11 protein-coding genes are annotated in these 24140 nt (G+C 38.1%); 5 read left to right on the top strand and 6 right to left on the bottom strand.

Annotated elements, in window-relative coordinates; all coding sequences use genetic code 11:
* Positions 1–89: 89 nt before the first annotated feature.
* The 6 genes from H4O18_RS07720 to H4O18_RS07745 form a co-directional block, all read right to left on the bottom strand.
* Entirely contained in the window at positions 90–1529 is a 1440-nt protein-coding gene (locus H4O18_RS07720) for a lipopolysaccharide biosynthesis protein (RefSeq protein ID WP_187583098.1), read from the bottom strand.
* Positions 1530–2030: 501 nt separating this feature from the next.
* On the bottom strand, positions 2031–3758 hold the full coding sequence (locus H4O18_RS07725) for a right-handed parallel beta-helix repeat-containing protein (protein WP_187583100.1): 1728 nt from the start codon (positions 3756–3758) through the stop codon (positions 2031–2033).
* Between the two features lie 640 nt (positions 3759–4398).
* A complete protein-coding gene (locus tag H4O18_RS07730; RefSeq protein ID WP_187583109.1) occupies positions 4399–5679 on the bottom strand; it encodes a nucleotide sugar dehydrogenase in 1281 nt (426 codons plus the stop codon).
* A gap of 80 nt (positions 5680–5759) precedes the next feature.
* Positions 5760–6767 carry an SDR family oxidoreductase gene (locus H4O18_RS07735; RefSeq protein WP_187583111.1) on the bottom strand — a complete coding sequence of 336 codons (1008 nt, stop codon included), beginning with the start codon at positions 6765–6767 and terminating at the stop codon, positions 5760–5762.
* Positions 6768–6833: 66 nt separating this feature from the next.
* Positions 6834–7883: an NAD-dependent epimerase gene (locus H4O18_RS07740; RefSeq protein ID WP_187583113.1), complete on the bottom strand. Its 1050-nt coding sequence runs from the start codon at positions 7881–7883 to the stop codon at positions 6834–6836.
* Positions 7884–8028: 145 nt separating this feature from the next.
* The gene (locus H4O18_RS07745) at positions 8029–9426 is read right to left on the bottom strand and encodes a nucleotide sugar dehydrogenase (RefSeq protein WP_187583121.1); all 1398 of its coding nucleotides are present in this window, start codon (positions 9424–9426) and stop codon (positions 8029–8031) included.
* Positions 9427–9705: 279 nt separating this feature from the next.
* Here H4O18_RS07745 and H4O18_RS07750 point away from each other — a divergent pair, with 279 nt between their 5' ends.
* From H4O18_RS07750 to H4O18_RS07770, 5 genes are all read left to right on the top strand, one after another.
* Positions 9706–10797 (top strand): DegT/DnrJ/EryC1/StrS family aminotransferase, encoded by a 1092-nt coding sequence (locus H4O18_RS07750; protein WP_187583169.1) that lies wholly within the window; start codon positions 9706–9708, stop codon positions 10795–10797.
* Positions 10794–12728 carry a polysaccharide biosynthesis protein gene (locus H4O18_RS07755; RefSeq protein WP_187583123.1) on the top strand — a complete coding sequence of 645 codons (1935 nt, stop codon included), beginning with the start codon at positions 10794–10796 and terminating at the stop codon, positions 12726–12728. The genes H4O18_RS07750 and H4O18_RS07755 overlap by 4 nt, the downstream gene beginning before the upstream one ends.
* A 56-nt stretch (positions 12729–12784) precedes the next feature.
* On the top strand, positions 12785–13558 hold the full coding sequence (locus tag H4O18_RS07760) for a polysaccharide biosynthesis/export family protein (protein ID WP_187583125.1): 774 nt from the start codon (positions 12785–12787) through the stop codon (positions 13556–13558).
* 28 nt (positions 13559–13586) lie between these two features.
* Entirely contained in the window at positions 13587–15968 is a 2382-nt protein-coding gene (locus H4O18_RS07765; protein ID WP_187583127.1) for a GumC family protein, read from the top strand.
* A 578-nt stretch (positions 15969–16546) separates the two neighbouring features.
* Positions 16547–24140, top strand: a 7594-nt coding sequence (locus H4O18_RS07770) for a putative Ig domain-containing protein (protein ID WP_187583129.1), incomplete at its 3' end; no start/stop codon positions are given.

Raw genomic sequence — 24140 nt, forward strand, 5'->3', positions numbered from 1 at the left:
TCCATTAATTTGTAAATGGGAGCTCTATAATGTGGAGCTAGATTAAAAATGCAGCAAATATTATTGTTCATTAATTAATTGTTTAAAAACTATGATTTTTCAATAAATTTCTTGGATGCCATTATTAAAGTGTTAAGTTCTTTTACTTTGAAGAAATGTATAGAGGTAAAATAGGTAATAATCGCAAATATAGGCGATACGCATAATTTTATAACGTCACTGCTTATAAAATAGTTTATTACACATACTACAACAACCATTACCAATCCTGATAATATGATGGGAACTAAATCTTTAAGTTGAGAAAATGCACCATAGGACATTATTTTGCCGGGATAATATGTATTTATAAAAAAATGACTGGCGGTTGAAATTAACTCAGCAAGAGCTATGTAAATTATTCCATATTTAAGGGCAATGACAAAAAATAATACCCTTATCGCAATCTTACTATATTGCTGTTTTAAAGCTAAATCTGTTCTTCCAATAACATATAAAAGGTTAACATTAATCCCTGAAATAATTGTAATGAGCCTAGCTATACAGAAAATTTGCATAATTGGTACAGCAGGCATCCACTTTTCCGTTATTAATACTTTAATCAGTGGCTCTGCAATAACAGCCAGATATAGGAATATTGGAATAATTATTAGGGCGGTTGCCTTTAAAATATTTCTTGTGTAATTAACTAATTTATCTCTTTGTTCTTGGATAGTAGAAAGGCCAGGAAGTAAAACACTGTCCAATATAGAGCTTAAAATACCAAAAACGACATCTGAAAATTGGGTTCCTCGGGTGTAAAAACCCAAATCTTTAGTACTGATGAACTTGGCAATAAATAGCGCATAAAAATTATTGACAGCGGTACTTAGAAGGGAAGATGCCAAAAGTTTGGAGCCATAGGAAAACAATTCTTTAAACGAACTCTTTGAAAAAATAAAAAAAGGTCTCCATTTGATCATTAACCAGGTTAGAATCGCCGTTAATGCCGAACGAGTCATGATTTGGATAACCAAAGCCCATACTCCGTAACCATGGTAGGCATAATAAACTGCTATAATTCCAGAAAATATAGTTGCGATTAAAGTGATTATCGAAATAGTTTTAAAATCGAGTTCGATCGTCAGCAATGTCATTGGAATAGTAAATAGAGCATTTATGATTAAAGAAAGTGACATTACCCGTAATAGGATTGAGAGCTGTTCTAAATCATAAAATTCCTGTATATAGGGAGCTAATAACCATAAGACAACATAACATACTAAACTGATAAGTATATTGAACCAAAAGACAGTTGATATATCTACTTTAGTTCTTTTTTGCTTCTGAATTAAAGCTGTGGAGAATCCGCTATCGATAAAGACATCGGACACAGCAATAAAAACAAGTAGAATCCCAATAATCCCATATTCCTTGGGAGTTAGTATCCGGGCGAGCATTATTCCTATTATAAATTGAACAGCCTGCACTGAAAACCGTTCAATAGCACTCCAGACCATTCCTTTAAACATTTTAGAACCCAGACTCATAAAAAAATACTCAGATTTATGAGAACGGTAATTGGTGTTCTTAAAGAATTAAATTCAATCATGGTCAAATATCTATAATACTGGGCCAATTTACTAATTGCTAACCTAAAGAGTAGTTTTTAACGATAAAAGTTATAATTTTCTTTAAAATAGCATCTGTGGGCTCAAATTCACTGGATTCTTTTTTTGTGTAAACAATAATAGTCAATAACGCAAATTGAACTTTATACGGGATTGTAATCCCTTTCGAAAAATGGATATTGAGTATGTCCGGCGATAAATTCTCCTTCGTTTTTAAAGCATACATATCGAATTTCCTGATGAGTTGGCGTTACTATATTTATTTATTTTTAGTTAAGAATGTAATGCTTTTTATTGTTTTTAAGCTATTGATCAATAATCCCACTGTGAAATCGAAAAAAACTAAATACCTGCAATGAAAAGAGGCCACCTAATTGTTTATAGGGGCCTCTTTTTTATAGAACTTTGATATGAATAATTCTAGTTCAAGGGTGTAAAATTATTATTAACCCAAGTACAGTTATTAAAAGTTATATTAGCTTTGCTATAAGGGGCATAAAGGCCTCCTGCTTCCGTAATAGCTTTATTCCCGTTGGAGAATTTACAATTTTCAAATTTTATGTCTTCAGTAGGATAATATGTGACTGCTACGGAATCAAAATTAGAAAAGTCACAATTGCGGAAAGTATTTCTTTTTGCGGCTGCCGCATAGTTTGTTCCTCCTCCAACATTAAGTATCCTATTGGTGTTTTTTATTGTAATTCCATCAAAAGTGTTATCGTAACCGCAACTTACCTCATCTCGATCACCACCAGGTCCAACATAGCCGTCATCATCGTCTGCCCAACTTATGGCAGACCAAGTATCCTGAATTAACATATCCTTTATCAAATTATTATTGGCTCCATTAAAAATAACTAAATTAGCGTGCCAATCTTTGGGCTCCGTACTTGCGCCAAATAATGAACAACCTTCAAGGGTATTATATCTAACCCCCGCAAAATTAAATTCGAAACTTGTATATTTTGCTACACAATTTCTAATGATATTGTATTCGGCTTGATCTTTCATGTCGAATCCATGACCTCCATGTCTTAACCCTAAAGTACGCTCGGCATGTGAGTTTTCAATGATTGAATGATGGGTACCCCCTGTTAACAAAAAGTAATAATCGGTAGGGTTACTGGGGTTGTCCGCGCGTACTTCACAATAATTTACTCTAGAGTTGTTAGAACCATATAATTTAATGGCTTCTGCGGTGGCATTTAGCACAAAAACATTTTCAATTAGTGAATTATCCCCTGTAATCATAAGACCTCTGCCGTCATAAGCGTTGTAATCCGTTTGAGTGCCAAACTGAGTCGCTATTATGTTCCTTAAAACAACATTCTCCCCGCTTGAAACGATTGCTGTGCCATACTTGGTTATTTGTATGTTCTCAATTTCTACATAACTACTTTGAACAGTGATTGCTGTTTTACTTAATTCACCCGTCAACAGGGGCATTTTATTTGAATCTAAATTGTCCCCATATTTAAAAGTTGAACCATTCTTGCTAACCAAATCGCCTGCAGTTGCCGTATAACCTATAAATTTAATTGGGTTGTCCGCTGTTCCAGAGTTGGATGCAGTTAGATTTAAAGATCCATAATTTCCAGCCTTGATATAGACTACATCACCAGCTTTTGCCGTGGCAAATGCGTGTTGTATGTTCCATGCAGCCGCTTCTGTAGCGCCTTTATTAGAACTTTTACCAGTTGCGGTTACATAATAAACATTCTCACCAGTTATAGGAGAGGTTTTATCCGTGGGTGTTACCGTTACTGAAATACTTCCAGTTTCAGTAGAAACAGAATTGTCTGGATTGGTTACTGTCGTTGTGTAATCAAAGTCATCCGTACCCGTTTCATCGGTATTGGGGGTGTATACAACCGTATTGTCCTCCTGTACTTCGGCAGTTCCCATTTTTGGGGGTGTAATTGCAGTAATAATAACTTCTTCAGGTTTCTCAAAGGTGTCATTGCTTAGGGGTTTAATTACAACAGGTTTGTTGGCAAGGGTAACTACAACGTCGTTAACCATAAAGGCTTGAGGGTTTTCCACAACATATTCCGCTAACAGGTCGGAATCCTTGTTGCACGAAAAACTTAAAAATAAGACAATAATAGCCAAGGTCAATTGGGTAAAATTCGAGGGGTGAAATTTCATAAGTTTAAGACTTTTGTTTAAATGATAATCATTTGGGTTTACAAATATTAATTATTTTTTTTACATCATCGTTAAAAGACATGTTATTTTCGATGAACTGCACAATTAAGATGCAATGCTGGTTTTACGTTTCGTTTTAAGGGTTTAGATGTTTGGTTTAAATTTATTCGATGAAATGCCCATTTCTTTAAGATTTGACACCATTTATTACTTATTGGTGTTAATTTTTTAACAAATAAAGGTGGTCACGGAATTGTGTTTGAATGTTGAGCGTCTAAATATGTGTGGCATCGAAATATAACCAAATATTACAATAGCAAAATGGAACAATTCTGATAGATAATTATCCAATTGTGCAGGTTGTAAAAAGCATATCTTCAAAATGTGTAGATAGAAAAACAAAGAAAAAGATGTTGCAAATACCGAAGCAGGTAAATTAATGGCTGAAGAATAAATCTATTCTTCAGCCATATGTGATGATTTTATATATTAAATAGCTGTGCTGCTATGCAAAAAAAAAGGTTTTGAAGTTAGGTGCTTAGTGGCATCTATTGGCTGATAATGATTAATTTTTTTTTAACTTCTCTTTGGTTACCTAGATTTTACCTCTTATATAAGTTTAAAGAAGTGAATATTTCTATTATAACCTACTACAACTATGTCTCTCTAATACACCTTTGACATCATAAATGATGCCCGCTGGTTTTAAAATGGATTTTAAGTCAATTTTTAAAAACTGGTTATGAGCAACCGCTAGAACAATCCCATCATAATTTTTTTCGGGTATTAGTTGATAAGTAGTTAGATTGTATTCATGTTTTACCTCTTCGGGAGAGGCCCAAGGATCATAAACATCAATTTTGGCACCATAACTACTTAGGTTGTTTATTACATCCACAGCTTTTGTATTTCTTACATCAGGACAATTCTCTTTAAAAGTAATGCCCAAAACTAAAATTTCAGCACCTTTAATTCTAATATCATTTTGCACCATTAATTTTATGACCTCAGATGCCACATATTTGCCCATACTGTCATTCATGCGTCTTCCCGCTAAAATAATTTCCGGGTAATATCCAAACTGCTGAGCTTTTTGGGCTAAATAATAGGGGTCTACTCCAATACAATGTCCGCCTACCAACCCAGGGCTAAAAGAAAGAAAATTCCATTTTGTTGCCGCCGCTTTTAAAACTTCTTGGGTATCGATTCCCATAAGATTGAAAATTTTGGCCAATTCGTTAACAAAGGCAATATTAATGTCCCTTTGTGAATTTTCAATAACCTTTGCAGCTTCGGCTACCCGTATACTGGGGGCCAAATAGGTTCCGGCGGTAATTACGGATTTGTATAGTTTATCTACTTTTGCTCCAATCTCGGGGGTGGAACCGGAAGTTACCTTCAGTATCTTGTCCACAGTATGTTCCTTGTCTCCTGGGTTAATTCTTTCAGGGGAATAACCTGCAAAAAAGTCTTGGTTAAATTTTAACCCACTTATGTTTTCTATAATAGGTATACATTCTTCTTCTGTGGCCCCAGGATAAACGGTGGATTCGTAAATTACAATGTCCCCCTTTTTTATTATCCTTCCTATTGTTTCACTAGATTTGTATAGGGGTGTTAAGTCTGGTTTATTGGTGCTGTCCACGGGGGTAGGTACAGTGACTATATAATAATTACATCCTTTTATTTGTTCAACTTGGTCAGTACAATAAAGTCCTGCGCCCGAAGCAGATTTTTTTTTCACTACTCTTTTCAGTGCACTCTCGCTAATTTCTAAGGTATTATCAATCCCATTGTTAACCTCTTTCACTCTCATGGAATTAATGTCAAATCCTACCACAGAATATTTGGTTGCAAATAAATGTGCCAATGGCAGACCTACATAACCTAGACCTATAATGGCTATTTTAATATCATTCATATTCTTTTTTTTAAATTATAAGGTAATTAAAAGTTTGATTTTATATGACTGGTTAGCAAAAAAATCAAGGTATTAAAGTGCTATTTCAAATTTTCCCAATACCAGGATATGGCTTCCTTAAGACCCATGTCTAAGTTATAAGTAGGCTGGTAATCCAATAAATCTTTGGCTTTTTTTATCGAGGCTAAGGAATGGGGTACATCACCTTCTCTAAGCGGACCATAAGTTGTTGGTATATCCTTGATTTTAGGTTCATATTTCGAAAGGTATTTCTTTAGGAGCAATACTAAATCATTTAATGACGTACGCTCGCCATAAGCAATATTGTAAACGTTGTTCACCGCTTGATTATTTTTGGTTGCTAAGGCTTTTATATTGGCCTGAATAACATTATCAATATAGGTGAAATCTCTGGAATAGGTTCCGTCGCCATTAATGTTTGGCGACTGGTGTTTCATTAATTGCATTACAAATTTAGGGATAACTGCAGCATAGGCCCCATTTGGGTCTTGTTTCCTTCCGAAGACATTAAAATAACGTAGGCCTATTGTTTCCATGCCATAGGTTTTCGAAAATATGTCCGCATAAAGCTCATTTACGTATTTGGTTATGGCGTAAGGGGATAGAGGTTTCCCTATAACGTCCTCTATCTTTGGCAATCCCTTGGAGTCGCCGTAAGTAGAAGAGCTTGCGGCATAGACAAAACGTTTTACTTTGGAATCCCTTGCGGCAACCAACATATTGAGAAACCCATTTACATTTACTTCATTGCTGGTAATTGGATCTTTTATTGATCTAGGAACCGATCCCAAGGCGGCTTGATGCAAGATGTAATCTACATTCTCGCATGCCCCTAAGCAATCTTCTAAGTTTCTAATGTCGCCTTCCAAAAGCCTGAAATTTTCTTTTTCGCGAAGATGGGATATATTCTTAATTTTTCCTGTAGCAAAATTGTCCAAACAGACAACTTTATTACCATTTTGGACTAGATATTCACAAAGATTGGAGCCTATAAATCCGGCACCTCCAGTTACGAGCACGGAATGTTCTTTTGGAAATTTTAATTCTTTATTACTAATGTTTGCCATAATTGAAATATTCTTTATTGATTAGAAAGTAATTAAAATGTGAAGATAAAGGTTAAGACATGGTAGTTATGCTTTAGCCTTTGTTTTAGTGATATTATAATAATTGCAGTACCAATCGGTGAAGGATTTAACGCCATCTGCTATGTTGGTAGTTGGCAGATAGTTATAATCTTGCATCAGCCGATCAATATTTGCCCATGTTTTTTGAACATCGCCAGGCTGCATCGGTAGCATCTCTTTAAGGGCAACCTTACCCAGGTTCCGTTCAATTTCCACAATAAAATCCAACAATTTTACTGATCTGCTATTTCCAATATTGTAAATTTTGTACAATCCTTTTTCATCTTTTTGGTCCGGCAGTTTTTTTTCAATGACGCTTATGATACCGGCAGTTATATCATCTATATGGGTGAAATCGCGTTCCATTTTACCTTTGTTGAACACCTTTATTGGCCGACCTTGTACAATGGCTTCTGTAAAAAGAAATAGTGCCATATCCGGTCTGCCCCAAGGCCCGTAAACCGTAAAAAATCTAAGTCCCGTTGTCGGTATTTTATATAGATGGCTGTAGGTATGTGCCATTAGTTCGTTGCTCTTTTTGGTCGCAGCATAAAGGCTAATAGGATGGTCTACCTGATCATCTTCCTGGAAGGGGATTTTTTTGTTAAGGCCATAAACACTGGAACTACTGGCATAAATGAGATGTTGAATGGAATGGTGACGGCAACATTCCAAAAGATTGGCATAACCTACCACATTGGAATCTATATATACATCAGGGTTTTCAATACTATAACGCACTCCAGCTTGGGCGGCCAAATGGCATACTTTGTCAAATAGTTCAGTTTCAAAAATTTTGGGAAGGTTTTCGCGCTCCTCGATGCCCATACGGATAAATTTGAATTGTTCTCCATACAATTCACCAGTGCAACTCACATTGAAGCGGCTGGCGTTATCTTTGGAAATGCCCAATTCATTTAGACGTGCAAATTTTAGCTCAATATCGTAATACTGGTTTAAATTGTCTATCCCAACCACTTGATGCCCTTTGTTTAGCAAAGTGCGGGCAACGTGAAATCCTATAAAACCTGCGGAACCAGTAACTAGTATTTTCAAAAGAATTTGTTTTTAACAAATATCGGAAAATTAGCTAATCAGGTAGGGTGAAACAAGCTATAAAATTTTATGTTTAAACTTTGAACATAAAATTTTATGTATTTACCTTATGGACAACTAGTGATATTTATTTTGATTAATAGAGTTAAGATTCTCCAATCTTGTAATAATTAAATCCTATTTGGGTCATGTTTTCTTTGTTCAAAAGTCTTCTCCCATCGAAAACAAAAGCTGGTTTTAACATTTTTTTAAAAATCAGAGACCAATCATAGGTTTTAAACTCATCCCATTCCGTTAGTACAGCTATGGCATGGGCATCCTCAATCGCCTCTATGGGTTTATTCGTCACTTTTAATAATCTACGGTTCTCTTCCGGTGTTCTAGTGTTTAAATAGTCCAGGTCTGCATAGATTTGTTTTTCGGAAACCTTTGGATCATAAACGACTATTTCAGCTCTTTCTTCCAAGAGCGCATCGGCAACGTAGATTGCTGCGGATTCCCGTGTGTCATTGGTGTCCTTTTTAAAAGCCCAACCATAAAATACTATTTTTTTTCCAGAAACTGTATTGTAAAGCGTGGAAATAATATTTTCCGCAAAGCGTCTTTTCTGGTAATCGTTCATAATAATTACTTGTTCCCAATAATCGGCAACTTCCTGTAAGCCAAAGCTACTGGCAATGTAAACCAAATTAAGGATGTCTTTCTGAAAACAGGATCCCCCAAAACCTACTGAAGAATTTAGGAATTTGGAGCCTATTCTACTGTCATAGCCTATAGCTCTGCTTACTTCCGCTACATTAGCATCCGTTTTTTCGCATAATGCAGAAATGGAATTTATGGAAGATACACGTTGTGCTAAAAAGGCATTGGCAACGAGTTTGGAAAGTTCAGAAGACCAAACGTTGGTCTGTAAAATCCGTTCCTTTGGAAGCCAACGTTCATAAATGGCACTTAAAGTGTTCTTGGCCGCTTTTCCCGTGGCAGTGTCATCGCCACCTATTAATACTCGGTCCGCATTTAGTAAATCTTCTATAGCAGTCCCCTCCGCTAAAAATTCCGGATTGGAAAGGATTTCAAAGGCGACGCCGTTACCAGTGTTATCCAAAATACTTTTTATTGCGCTGGCCGTTCTTACTGGAAGGGTAGATTTTTCAACAACGATTTTATCCGTCTTGGCTACCCGGGCAATATTTCTGGCGCATAATTCAATAAATTTCAAGTCAGCTGCCTGTCCCTTACCTTTACCATAGGTTTTTGTTGGGGTGTTTACGGATATGAAAATTATTTCTGCCTCATCAATGGCTTTGTCTACCTCTGTGCTAAAAAACAGGTTCTTTCCTCTTGTAGCCCCCACAATTTCATTCAATCCAGGTTCGTAAACTGGTAAATTATCCAAATTGGAATCGTTCCATTGGTTAATGCGATCTACATTAATATCCACAACAGTAACTTTGATCTCTGGACATTGACTGGCTATGACGGACATGGTAGGTCCGCCCACATAACCGGCCCCGATGCAACAAATTTTGGTGATTTTTTTCATTATTAATGGATAATTATTTAATGCAAAGATTAAAAATTAATTCAAAGAACCTAGGCTTTTACCTTAACGAACCTTATATTTATAGGTGAATTGTTAAGAAGTCTCGACAAAAGCGCGAAAATTTAATTGGAGCAGTATTTAATCGAGATATTTCAATCTTGAACGAATTATATGGCCAATATGATAATGTACTCGAAAGTATACTTAATTTTACATTGCAATTATAAATAACCCCAAAATTTGATAACAAAAACGAAAATATGGCTTTCCTCGCCACATATGGGTGGCAATGAGCAAAATTATGTTCAAGAGGCTTTTGATACCAATTGGATAGCTCCACTTGGACCAAATGTAAATGCTTTTGAAGAATCTATTGAAGATTATTTGGGCAATTCCATAAAGGTGGCAGCCTTAAGCTCTGGCACGGCGGCTATTCATTTGGCATTGGAGCTCTTAGGTGTAGGTTATGGGGATGATGTTATTTGTCAAAGTTTTACTTTTTCTGCTTCGGCCAATCCTATAACTTATTTAGGAGCACGTCCTGTATTTGTTGACAGTGAAAGGGAGACATGGAATATTTCTCCTGGATTGTTGGAAAAGGCCATTTTGGATGGCATGGCAAATGGAAAAAAACCAAAAGCAATAATCGCAGTACATTTATATGGTATGCCGTATAAGGTAAGCGAGGTAAATGAAATTGCGGCTAAATATGATATTCCTGTTATTGAGGATAGCGCGGAAGCACTTGGTAGCGTATATAAGAACAAGCCGTGCAGCACTTTGGGTACAATAGGTATATTGTCCTTTAATGGAAACAAGATTATTACTACTTCAGGCGGCGGTGCCTTGGTGACCAAAGATGTAATATTAAAGAATAAGGCCGTTTTTTTGGCGACCCAAGCTAGGGATAATGCCCCACATTATGAGCATACCCATATTGGATATAATTATAGAATGAGTAATGTTCTGGCGGGTATAGGCCGTGGGCAAATGGAGGTGATAGAAGATAGGGTTAATAGTAGGAGAGGTAATTTCGAATATTATAGGTCAAAATTGGCACATATATCGGAAATAGAATTTTTAAAGGAACCTGAAGGCTTTAAATCCAACCGGTGGTTGAGTTGTATTCTTGTTCCTTCGTATAACACACGTGAAAAAATAAGATTGGCCCTGTTGGAGGAGGATATAGAGTCTAGACCTTTGTGGAAGCCAATGCACATTCAACCTATTTTTGAGGGTTGTAAAGTTTATGTAGATGGTACTTCGGAAGATTTGTTTCAAAGAGGGCTTTGCCTTCCTAGTGGTTCCAATTTGCAGAAAGATGATCTAGATAGAGTAATAGAAATAATTTTAAAAGTATTAACCCAATGATACATAATTACTTAACCAGTAGAGCTCAAAAGTATACGTCTAAATGGATTGTATTGGCCATAGATTTAATCTTAGTTGCCACAACTTTTATATTATCCTATCTAATTAGGTTTAACCTAACCCTTGATTTTGATATTAGCAAGTTGGTTATGCAGTTGCCTGTAATAATTCTGATTTCGTTTGTTGCCTTCCTGATTACGGGCTCATACAAGGGCGTAGTTCGTCATACAGGGGTAAGGGATGTTTATAATATTTTTAATGCCATTTGCCTTGCCAGTATCATAACCATTTTTATGATTATTTTAAATAGGGAAATGGAATTTATGGAAGGTTTTACGGTTCCCCTATCTATTATAATAATTCATAGTTTATTGAGTTTTATTGCTCTAACGGCTTCAAGATATATGTTTAAGAATGCCTATTATAACTTGGTAAAGCAATTTAAGGTTACTAAAAATGTAATTATTTATGGGGCAGGGGAATCCGGAATTCTAACTCAAAATGCCTTGACCAGTCATTCTGGAAGTATGTCCAGAGTTGTTGGCTATATAGACAAGGATTATGAAAAGGTAGGTAAGAGTATTAATGGTGTAAAGGTTTATGCTCCAGAAGTTTTATCTGAATATTTTATAAAAGCGAATGGAATAAACGAAATAATATTTTCCATACAAAATATAGAACACAGTAGGCTAAGGGAATTGGTAGAAGGTTTGGTAGATTTTCCAGTTCAGGTCAAAATTGTTCCACCCATAGAGGATTGGATCAATGGTGAATTAAAAATTTCCCAAATCAAGCAAGTGCAAATAGAGGATCTGCTTGATAGGGTCCCTATTAAAATTAAGAATAACCGCATTTCCAAAGAGTTAAAAGATAAGGTAATAGTGGTTACTGGTGGAGCCGGTTCTATTGGGAGTGAGCTGGTTAGGCAAATAGCCAATTATGAATATAAATCACTAATTGTAATCGACCAGGCAGAATCGGCCCTATACGATCTACAGCAAGAGTTGATTCAGAATGGTTTTCATAATTTTATTCCTATTGTAGGGGATATTAGGGATAAGAATAGAATGTCCGGTTTATTTCAAGAGCACAAGCCCAATATGGTCTTTCATGCAGCCGCTTATAAGCATGTTCCTTTAATGGAATATAATGCCTATGAGGCCGTTAAGATAAATATAGCAGGTACCAAGGTAATAGTGGATCTTTCTTTGGATAACGGAGTAGACAAGTTTATTTTTGTCAGTACCGATAAGGCGGTTAACCCTACCAATGTTATGGGGGCTACAAAAAGGATTGCAGAAATGTACATTAGTTGTTCACAGCAACAAAACAAAACCAAATTCATCACAACCCGTTTTGGTAACGTACTTGGATCCAATGGTTCGGTGATTCCGTTGTTTAAAAAGCAAATTGAAAATGGAGGGCCTTTGACAGTAACACACAAAGATATTACCCGCTATTTTATGACTATTCCGGAAGCGGCCCAATTGGTGTTGGAAGCTGGGGGAATGGGTGAAGGTGGAGAAATTTTTATATTTGATATGGGTGAATCTGTCCGAATTTTCGATTTGGCCAAAAATATGATAAAATTATCTGGTCTTAGATATCCTGAGGACGTAGATATTAAGATTACTGGTCTTAGACCAGGAGAAAAATTATATGAGGAGCTATTGGCTAATGGTGAAAATACGATGCCTACCTATCATAAGAAAATTATGATCAGTAAGTCAAGGGAATTCAATTTTGAAGACGTTAGGTCTAAAATAAATGAGTTATGCGTAGCCAACATGTTTTTCAATGGTAACCCGGTAGCACTTATGAAGGATATTGTTCCAGAATACATCTCCAATAATTCAGAGCAGTGTAAATTGGACAAGGAAAAGATTGCGAAAAAAGACAATGTAGCGGTCAAGAAAATTTTACAGTCCTAAAATTCACTATACTTGCAAAATAAAATGTTATAATAAATTCCTATAAAACAGGTTCCATGAAAAACAAATCTTTAGGTTTATTTGCTTCTATTTTAATAATTTCACTTGTATTACTTTCTTCCTGCGCCTCTAAAAAGGAGGTGGTGTATTTTCAAAATGCCAGCAGTTTTGAAACCTTGGTGGACAAGAATAGTTTTACTCCCAAGTTTAAGGTTGATGATCTAGTTAGTATAAATGTTTCCACCTTGGACAGTGAGGCAAGCGTGCCCTTTAATTTATTTAAGGGTGCCTCGGAAGGTGGTATTCGGGCAGAGCAGGTGGACTACCTAATAGACCAAGAGGGTAATATTAATTTCCCGGTGATAGGAAAATTAAGGATATCTGGTTTGTCACCTGAGGAATTAAGGTTGCTTTTGAGTGAGAAACTAAAGGACTATTTAAAAGATCCAATAATAAATATAAGATTAGTTAATTTTACAGTCACCATTTTGGGCGAAGTTCAAAGACCCGGAACTTATCCCGTGAGTGGAGAGCGGATCACCATTTTGGAAGCCCTTGGACTCGCCGGGGATTTAACCATTAAGGGAATGCGAAAAAATGTGATGGTGATTCGTGATTTTGATGGTACCAAGGTGTATACCCGTTTGGATCTTACACAAAAGGAGGCTATGAATTCGCCAGTGTATTATCTTACCCAAAATGATGTGGTGTATGTGGAGCCAAACCAATCAGCTGTAACTGCTTCCAGTTTGGATAACAGGGCTACTATAGCCATATCCCTGGCATCGTTGGTAATTACCTCTACAATACTATTTGTGACAAGAAATTAACTATTAATATATTTTACCCTTTTACCCAATGAGCTTAGACTCTCAAGATAAACCTACGGAAAATCTAGATTTAAAAGAAATAATCAGCTTATACACTAAACATTGGAAGTGGTTTGTTCTTTCTGGATTTACAGCATTGGCTTTAGCATTTATATATCTTCGATATGAAATTCCGGAATACCGCGCAGAAGCCAAAATCCAAATTGTGGATGAAGGTAGCTCAGGATCAAGTCTTGGTCTTTTTAAAGATTTAGACCTGCTTTCCAATGGGAATACCGAAGTTTTGGATGAAATTGAACTTATAAATTCTAGATCCAATTTTATTGAAGTGGTCAAAACTTTGGGGCTTAATACCAAGATTATGGCCCTAGGGAATATTATTGATACCGAACTATATACCAATCCGCCTGTAAAGGTTAATTTCATTGCTGCCGATTCTATTATTAACAAATCCAGTTTTTCTTTTTACCTGCAATTGTCATCCGTAACGACTTTTGGTTATACGGAAGAGGAAGATATGCCGGTAAAAGTATTGGCTTTCGGAACCAATATTCCAACACCAATAGGGGATATTGTGGTTACCCCAAATATGGATAATTTTGATCGATTTAAGGAAGCTAAAATTAAGGTAGTAGTGCATCCGGTGAATCTGGTTGCCCAATCTTATAGGACGAGAATTAAAATTGATTTATTAGATCAATTTTCTAATATATTGAATATTACTTTGGAAGATCCTATTAAGGAAAAGGCAGTGCAGATTATAGATGAACTAATTAGGGTCTATAATAAAAATGCCATAGAGGATAAAAGGATAATTGCAGATAGAACATCTAATTTTATAGAAGATAGAATTGCGGAAATTTACACTAGTCTTTCTTCGGTAGATCAGACTGCCCAGGACTTTAAAACGGATAGAGGGGTAACGGATATTGCTTCGGAAGCCAATATTAATTTAAATGTGGGGGTAGCCAACCAGCAAGAACTTGCCAATATGCGGACTCAGTTGAATATTGCCGCATCCATGAAGGATATTGTGGAGCAACAGGATGGTTTTGAGGTGCTTCCGGGAAATGTGGGTTTAACGGATCCAACCATTAATAGTACCACTTCCAAGTATAATGAGCTGGTTTTGGAAAGGAATAGACTTTTAAAAAGTTCTAATGAAAAAAACCCTGTCATTGTAAACTTGGATCAACAAATTAGGGGTTTAAAAAGAAATATGCAGTCCAGTTTAAATAGTACTGTGGACAATCTTGGGTTACAGGTGAATGCCTTAAGTGGGCAGCAGGCCATCTTTAATTCTAAAATTTATTCTGCACCAAAAAATGAAAGGGCGTTAAGGGATATTACGAGAAAACAGGAAACTACTGAGCAGTTATATCTGTATTTATTACAGAAAAGGGAAGAAGCGCAAATTGCGGTAGCTTCAACGGCACCTAAATCCAAGGTTATAGATTACGCTTATAACCCAAGTCCTTTTCCAATTTCACCTCGAAGAAATGTGGTTTATTTAGCCTTTTTATTGCTAGGTGGATTAATTCCGTTTGCTTTAATATACGTATCCGATCTTTTGGATAATAAAGTACACAATATGCATAGTTTGGAAAAGGTGTCCAAAAATATTCCTATTTTAGGAGAATTACCGCGGCTTTCCAGGAAAGATCAAAAACTGATAATTAAAGAAGATCGTTCAGTTCTTGCTGAATCCTTACGGATAATCAGGACCAACTTGGATTACTTGATTAAAACAGACAGGAACGAAAACGGCAAGAATAATGTGGTTTTTGTGACCTCTAGCGTTCCGGGTGAAGGTAAATCCTTTCTTTCTACCAATCTGGCCATGACCATAGCCAGTACGGATAAAAAAGTATTATTGTTGGGTGCCGATGTGCGTAACCCTAAATTATATTCCTTTTTTACGGGCAATGAAATTAATAAAATGCCCAGCAAAAACAAAAAAAAGGATGTAGGACTTACAGAATACCTTTATGATAGCACCCTGGAAGTAAAGGATATTATTAATCCAATGCTGGTTTTTCAGGATACTATGGATGTGATATACTCAGGAAGGATACCTCCCAATCCTGCCGAACTGCTAATGAGTAAACGTATTAAGGAGCTTTTTGAAGAAATTTCCGAGTTGTATGATTACGTTATTGTGGACACAGCACCACTTATGGTAGTTACAGATACTTTATTGATCAGTGATTATGCCAATCATTTGATTTACGTTACCAGGGCAGGTTTAACGGAAAAGAAGGCTGTGCAGTTTCCTATGAAATTACAACAGGACGGAAAAATTAAGGGACTTTCCTTTATCGTCAATGATGTAAAGGTGTCCAATTTGGGATATGGGGGCAAATACGGATATGGCTATGGAAAAAGTCAAAAAAAGTGGTGGAAATTCTAAAATTTTTGGGCATATCGTAAATAAACTTTGTCTGCATCTTAATAATTTTCGTGCAATACTGTGGAATGGCCTAATTTGTTCCATTTTTAGCCTTTGATTGCTATTGTTGTGTGGTATCTTCAGTATGTGTTTGTTTGGGAAATAGAATGAATTATTGGTAGTAATTAGCAGAAAGCGTACTCTTTTCCAACTATGGGTATTAGTATTTTGTTATTCTAATTCAATTGGAAAAGCTTGTTAAATTATTCTATTTTAACGGTTGCCATGACAACTGGTATCAGACTTATTCTAATTGTCCTATATTTCTTGCTCCAGATAATTTAGACTGCCCAGGATCCTGGATTCTATGTGGATAGCGAACACTGTTGTTGTATTCTCATAATATGTCGTTCGCTATGAATATAAGTTTATTTCCAGCTTAAATTTTATCTCTGTATTTTGTCGATGAACATTCGGGTTTAAACGAATAAGGTTAGGGTATTTTCTTTCCAGATTGTTATTACTTTATATTTGTTTTTTGTAACTTAATAGACCGTCTATAACGGTTTAAACTTAGAATGTTTTTTAACTGCAGGAATATGAAACACAATTACTCCAAATCCCTATCATTTATTATCTTTTGGCTGATCTTTCTAGGATTTGGCATGCTGGTACAAGCACAGATAAATTTCTCTCAGAGTAACTTGGACTTCAATGGAAATGGAAACGCTTTAGTTACCACCTCTTTGAAATTTGGTCCGGATGGTCGGTTATATTTTGCTGAATATTCCGGTACCATCAAGGCGTTGACCATTGAAAGGAACGGTCCTAGCGATTACAAAGTTCTAAATACTGAAGTTATAACTGGAATTAACGGTATTCAAAACCATAATGACGATGGTTCCCCAGATTCTTCAACATTAAGACAAACTACAGGTATTACAGTTGCTGGAACCTCTGCAAATCCGATTATTTATGCTACTTCCAGTGATTTTAGGATTGGTGGGGGTGTTAATGGTGGGTCTGGTGATACTGGCCTGGATACAAACTCTGGAGTTATTACCAGATTTTCTTGGAACGGAACTTCATGGGATGTGGTAGATATAGTTAGGGGTTTGCCGCGATCGGAGGAAAACCATGCTACCAATGGATTGGAATTTGTAACGGTTAGCGGAATTGACTATCTAATTGTAGCACAAGGTGGGCACACCAATGGAGGAAGTCCATCAATTAATTTTAACTATGCAATGGAATATGCATTGTCTGCTGCCATTTTATCCGTAAATCTGGATGCTTTGGAGGCACTGCCCATTCTTAATGACAACGGTCGTAACTACATATATGATATACCAACCTTGGATGATCCAACACGTGCCAATGCAAACGGCATTACAGATCCGGATACACCTGGTTACAACGGTATTGATGTGAATGACCCTTTTGGAGGTAATGACGGTCTTAATCAGGCCATGGTAGTACCAGGAGGTCCTGTACAAATATTTTCCCCGGGTTATAGAAATGCCTATGACTTAGTGGTGACAGAAAGTGGAGCCGTTTATGTTACGGATAATGGTGCCAATGGAGGATGGGGTGGTTTTCCTGAGAACGAGGGGATGTCCGGAACAGTCACCAATAACTATGTTGTGGGCGAACCAGGGAGTTCCTCTTCTTCAGGGGGTGAGCAGATTAATAACGAGGATCACCTTCAGTTGATTACTACGGATATTCAAAATTATGTTTTTGGCAGCTATTATGGAGGGCATCCAAACCCGGTAAGGGCTAATCCTAATGGGGCTGGATTATATACTACTCCAAACCCCACAAGTAATGCAGGCGCTGTTTTTAGAACGCTGATTTATGACCCCAATGGTTCGAGACCTGGGTCTACAACTGATGCAAGCATAGCACTGCCTGCAAATTGGCCTCCAGTGCCTTCTGCCAACTTGGTTGAAGGGGATTGGAGGGGTCCAGGGATTTCCAATCCAGATGGCCCTGATGATGATCCTGTTACAATTTGGGGAACCAATACCAACGGTATTGATGAATATACGGCCTCCAACTTTAGTGGTGCTATGCAAGGAGATTTACTTGCCGGGACCAATTTACAACAGTTAAGAAGGGCAGAACTTAATCCAGACGGCAGTCTGGAGACACTAACTCCTGTTTTTGCTTCTAATTTAGGTGGCAATGCACTTGGGGTGAGCTGTAATGGAGATTCAGATCCTTTTCCCGGAACTATTTGGGTCGGGATATACACGGGGAGTGGCGGAAATGGAAATACAGTATCCAAAATAGTTGTGTTGGAACCTGCCGACTTAGTGAATTGTATAAGCCCAGGAGAACCTGGGTACGATGCAAATGCGGACTATGATAATGATGGATACACCAATCAGGATGAGGAACAAAATGGTAGCGATCCATGTAATGGTGGGTCACAGCCAAGCGATTTTGACAAGTCTGCGGGAGCTCCATTAGTTTCCGATCTTAATGATTTGGATGATGACAATGATGGTATATTAGATGCATTAGATCCTTTTCAATTGGGAAACCCTAATATTTCAGGTAGTGATGCATTTGTAATACCAGTAATCAATGAGTTATTTTCAGATACTAGTCTAGGAGGATTTTTAGGCCTTGGAATGACAGGTTTAATGAATAATGGGGATGCCAATCCAAACTGGTTAAATTGGATAGATAGAAGGGACGATCCCAATGACCCCAATCCTAATGACATTTTGGGTGGGGCCATTGGTGCAATGACTGTGAATATGACTTCCGGAACCGCTTTGGGAACTACTAATACCCAAGAAAAAGGATTTCAGTACGGGGTACAAGTAGAACAGACTAGTCCCATATTTACTGTAGCTGGTAGTTTAGGGAATTTTAACGACCCCCTACAATTATATGGAAATACGGCTGCACCCAATGGAGAGCTTGGTATTTTTATGGGCGACGGTACACAGAGCAACTATATAAAAATGGTTATTACCCAGAATGGAATAACTGCGCAGCAAGAAATTAACGATGTACCTCAGTCTTCATTAGATTTTGTGGTTCCAGTTCAAGACCGTACAAATGGTGTTGTTTTTTATTTTGTTGTAAATCCATCCAATGGCGAAGTGATCTGCGAATATACGCTTGTAGGAGGGGGCTCACGTACTACATTAGGTACCATAACAGCATCTGGTAATTTGTTGACAGCCTTGCAGCAATCATCTACCGATTTGGCCGTTGGGTTAATAGGAACGTCCAATGCATCTGGTGTGGAAGTACAAGGAACTTGGGACTTTCTTAATGTTTTGGATAGCAATCCTTTTGTAATCAATAATATTCCAAATTTGGATAGAATGATCAATTCTGCCAATGAGGTGATAAATATGGATAATTTTTTCGATGACGATGGCAGCACGGCTAATCTTACTTATACTGTTGAGAATAACACGGATACAAGTATTGGTGCAGTTATCAATGCAAACGAATTAACATTGTCATATCCTTCAGCTCCGGCAGTATCAGATATTACAATACGTGCTACGGATGGCGAATCCAATTTTGTGGAACAAACCTTTACCGTTACCGTTACTGATGCCCCAATTGTATTATTTAGGGTGAATGCAGGTGGAGCGGAAATAGCCGCTATAGACGGAGGTATTGATTGGGAGCAAGATACACCATCCAACAACTCCACCAATCTTTCCGTTGCCGGAAGTAACCAAGCTTTTTCCTTTACAGTTAATAGTGGACCAAGTGTTCCTACTACAACCCCAGATGCTATTTTTAATACCGAAAGGGCGGACAATGTTGCAGGGGCACCAAATATGACCTATTCATTTCCGGTAGTGCAACCTGGGAATTATGAAGTAAGACTTTATATGGGTAATGGCTGGTCCGGAACTTCAGCCCCCGGACAACGTTTATTTGATGTTCAGATGGAAGGCATTACTTATCCTGCCTTGAAGGATATAGATTTGTCGGGGACCTATGGACACCAAGTTGGTGCTGTAATAAGTCATGTTATTAAGGTAACCGATGGCACTATTGATATCTCATTTATTCATGGTAGCATTGAAAATCCTATGGTTAATGGAATTGAAATTTTGGATGCTTCCGATACAGAAACCCCAATTTATGTAAATCCCATTGCAGACCAAAAAACTAGTACAGGGGAGCAGTTGATAGGAAATTTTGGGGTTACAGCTTATGGTGGTGATGGGAATAAACAGTATTCGGCACAAGGACTTCCACCAGGATTGGTTATTGAACCTACCAATGGTCAAATTGGAGGAACCGTTGCAATTGGGGCGGAAGTTAATAGTCCATATAATGTAATTGTAACCGTGGATGACAGCGATGGTTTAACCAATGATGCGGTAAGCATTTCCTTTGAATGGATCATATTTGACGCTTCTTCCTATAGGGTCAACGTTGGAGGTGATCAGGTTACTGCCACGGACAATGGGGTGGATTGGAAGTTCAATAATACCAATGGAGCCTATGCATCCAGCATGTATTCTGTAAATACTGGTTTTTCCATTAATTCCAGTTTACCTTACAATAAAAGACATAGTACTTTGCCAGCCTATATTGATAACACTACGTTCAACGGTATTTTTGCAAGAGAACGCTATGATGCCGCTGGGGGTGCCGAGATGGAATTCAAGTTTCCTTTGGAAAATGGAGATTATGTTGTGAATCTTTATTTGGGAAATAGTTTTGAATTGGCGAAAGAAGTGGGCGATAGAATTTTCGATATTTCTTTGGAAGGAGTAATTGTGAAAGATGACCTTGATTTAATATCGGAGTTTGGACATTTGGTAGCAGGCATGTTATCTTTCCCAGTGACACTTAGTGATGGAGAATTAAATATACTTTTCCTGCATGGAGTTGCCGAAAATCCGATAATAAGTGCAATAGAAATTTTTGAGGTGGATACTGCCAATCCCACTTTAACTTTATCTACTATTGCGAACCAATCGAACGATATTAATGAAGTAGTTAACATTAGTGCATCTGCAGCTGGTGGTGATCCCAGTGAGGATATCTCCTATTATATTTCTGGACAACCCGAAGGTATTAGTATAAATCCAAGTAGTGGTCAAATAAGTGGGACCATAGCTGCAACTGCTTCCACTGGAGGACCAAATAGTAATGGGGTACATCAAGTAGTCGTAACTGTGGCTAAACCGGGTTCTGCCCCTGCAAGCAGAGTGCTTTCATGGACTATAGCTTCGACTTGGGTAAATAAGAATGAAGATGAGACCTACACAGGAAGACATGAAAATTCTTTCGTACAGGCAGGTAATAAATTCTATCTGATGGGTGGAAGGGAGAGTGCTAAAACGATCGATGTTTACGATTACACTTCAAATTCTTGGACATCCTTGGTTAATTCAGCTCCATTTGAATTCAACCATTTCCAAGCCACGGAGTACCAAGGATTGATATGGATAATAGGCTCTTTTAAAGATAATGCCTTTCCTACTGAAACCCCGGCTGAATATGTTTGGGCATTTGATCCGGCAAATGAAGAGTGGATTCAAGGTCCTCAAATTCCTGCCAACAGGAGAAGGGGATCTGCAGGCCTCGTTCTGCACAATAATAAGTTTTACGTTGTGGCCGGTAACACGCAAGGACACGATGGTGGCTACGTTCCATACTTCGATGAATTTGATCCGGAAACCGGAACATGGACAGCATTGGCCGATGCTCCAAGAGCAAGAGATCATTTTGCCGCAGTTGTGATTGGAAATAAATTATATGTTTCTGGTGGGCGTTTATCCGGTGGGACAGGTGGAACATTCGCTCCTACAATTCCGGAGGTTGATGTTTATGATTTTACCACACAGAGTTGGAGTACTTTACCCGCTGGTCAAAATATTCCAACACCTAGAGGTGGTTCTTCAGCCGTTAATTTTAATGATAAATTAATGGTAATTGGAGGAGAAAGTGAAACAGCTGGACCTTCTTTGACGACAGTTGAAGAGTATAATCCGGTTTCTCAATCCTGGACTACGTTGCCTGGATTAAATTCACCAAGGCATGGAACCCAAGCTATAGTTTCTGGAAACGGAATCTTTATTTTGGCCGGTTCGCCCGTACAGGGTGGTGGAAACCAAAAGAATATGGAGTATTTTGGTGAGGATGCACCTGTTGGTAGTCCAAGTGTTGCTAGCGATTTTACTGCCTTGAGCGGTTTGTTAATAGCAGATGGAGCTACAGAATCCATCGATTTGGATATAGAAAATGGAAACGTAGGGATTATAGTAACTTCAATGGTACTATCCGGACCCAATGCGGCCGATTTTAATATTGTCTCTGGGGAATTGACCAATCAGTTATTGAATCCAAATACTACACATCCTATTGGAATTACTCTTAATGGTACGGGGGCCAACAGAAGTGCCATATTAACCATTAATTATGGAAATAACTCTTCCAAAGTCATTAATTTGTCCAATGCTCTAAATGTTCCAGATGTTACCGATCCTGGTACTCAAAATAATATTGAAGGAGAAAGCGTTTCTCTCCAAATAGATGCTACTGGATCTTGTACAGATGTTACATATAGTGCAACCGGATTACCAGCAGGCCTTAGCATAGATGCCAATACAGGTTTAATTTCAGGAACGGTCTCTGCCGGTGGCGGGGGTAGTGGTGCCTATCAGGAAAGTAATGGATTGGTAGTTATGGAAATGGAGAACCTAAATTTTGGAAGTAATTGGTCCGAAGAATCTTCTGTTACAGGCTTTAAAGGAACGGGTTATCTATTTAATACAGTTAATAGTTTTAGTACTCCGGGTAATGGAACCATTACTACCCAAATTAATATCTCTACACCTGGACTTTATAGATTCCAATGGCACAATAAGATAGGTACTATAGCCCCCTCCAATCCAAATACAGAGCATAATGACGCCTGGCTGCGTTTCCCTGATGCAGATAATTTTTTCTGTGCAGATAACACAGCTGGTACTACGGATATTAAATATCCAGGCGGAATTGGGAAAACCCCAGTGGTTAATGGGGCAACTTCAGCTGGTTGGTTTAAAATATATACTAATGTTATTGCATGGAATTGGGATACGCAAACCAGTGATAATGAACTGCAATATGTTTTTGTTCAATTTGACAATGCAGGTACCTATACCATGGAAATTGCGTCAAGATCCGATGGCCATATTATAGATCGCGCTACCTTACATAAAGTGGATCAGAATTACAATACAACGCAATTATTTACGGCATCCGAATCTTTACAAGGGGGAGGAAGTAGTGGCGCTGCTGACAATAGTCCTTATAATGTAGAGGTTACGGTTACCGACGATTGTGTACCGCCTCAATCTACACTACTTGAATTTGTGTGGAATATTGGTGAGGCAGGAAATCAAGTTCCTGTAGCAGTATTGGAAGCTGATATCACTTCTGGTGATGCGCCCTTAACCGTTAGTTTTACAGGAAGTAATTCAACCGATGATACGGGAGTAACAGAATATTTGTGGGACTTTAAGGATGGGACTCCAACAGAGACCACTGCAGATCCTGAACATATTTTTAATACCCCTGGTATATATGAAGTAGAGTTAACGGTTAGTGACGGAGTTCTTTCGAATTCGACTACTTTAACCATAACAGTTAACACACCTGCTAACCAGGCACCAGTGGTTACGAACCCTGGCGAGCAGAACGGTGTTGAGGGCGACGTGGTATCGCTACAGATTGCCGCCACCGATCCGGAGGACGATGGTATGACCTATTCGGCCATTACATTGCCGACAGGGCTATCCATAGATACGGCAACAGGTCTTATCAGTGGTACTATTGCCACGGGTGCAGCCGCGAACAGTCCTTATGCTGTAGAGGTAACGGTAACGGACGACGGTACTCCTGCGGAGTCAACCACGGTCTCCTTTACCTGGAACGTAACGGATGTGCCTGTGAACCAGGCACCAGTGGTCACCAATCCAGGTGTACAGACGGGTGTTGAGGGTGATGTGATCTCTTTACAGATTGCCGCCACCGATCCGGAGGACGATGGTATGACCTATTCGGCCATTACATTGCCGACGGGGCTATCCATAGATACGGCAACAGGTCTTATCAGTGGTACTATTGCCACGGGTGCAGCCGCGAACAGTCCTTATGCTGTAGAGGTAACGGTAACGGACGACGGTACTCCTGCGGAGTCAACCACGG

It is taken from the genome of Arenibacter arenosicollis (genome assembly GCF_014397245.1).
GTDB lineage: Bacteria > Bacteroidota > Bacteroidia > Flavobacteriales > Flavobacteriaceae > Arenibacter > Arenibacter arenosicollis.

What these genes read in the sequence shown, in the direction of transcription:
- H4O18_RS07755 (WP_187583123.1), top strand. Translation starts at nt 10,794, where the DNA reads ATGATACATAATTACTTAACCAGTAGAGCTCAAAAGTATACGTCTAAA.
- H4O18_RS07720 (WP_187583098.1), bottom strand. Translation starts at nt 1,529, where the DNA reads ATGAGTCTGGGTTCTAAAATGTTTAAAGGAATGGTCTGGAGTGCTATT.
- H4O18_RS07735 (WP_187583111.1), bottom strand. Translation starts at nt 6,767, where the DNA reads ATGGCAAACATTAGTAATAAAGAATTAAAATTTCCAAAAGAACATTCC.
- H4O18_RS07750 (WP_187583169.1), top strand. Translation starts at nt 9,706, where the DNA reads ATGGGTGGCAATGAGCAAAATTATGTTCAAGAGGCTTTTGATACCAAT.
- H4O18_RS07765 (WP_187583127.1), top strand. Translation starts at nt 13,587, where the DNA reads ATGAGCTTAGACTCTCAAGATAAACCTACGGAAAATCTAGATTTAAAA.
- H4O18_RS07730 (WP_187583109.1), bottom strand. Translation starts at nt 5,679, where the DNA reads ATGAATGATATTAAAATAGCCATTATAGGTCTAGGTTATGTAGGTCTG.
- H4O18_RS07725 (WP_187583100.1), bottom strand. Translation starts at nt 3,758, where the DNA reads ATGAAATTTCACCCCTCGAATTTTACCCAATTGACCTTGGCTATTATT.
- H4O18_RS07760 (WP_187583125.1), top strand. Translation starts at nt 12,785, where the DNA reads ATGAAAAACAAATCTTTAGGTTTATTTGCTTCTATTTTAATAATTTCA.
- H4O18_RS07745 (WP_187583121.1), bottom strand. Translation starts at nt 9,426, where the DNA reads ATGAAAAAAATCACCAAAATTTGTTGCATCGGGGCCGGTTATGTGGGC.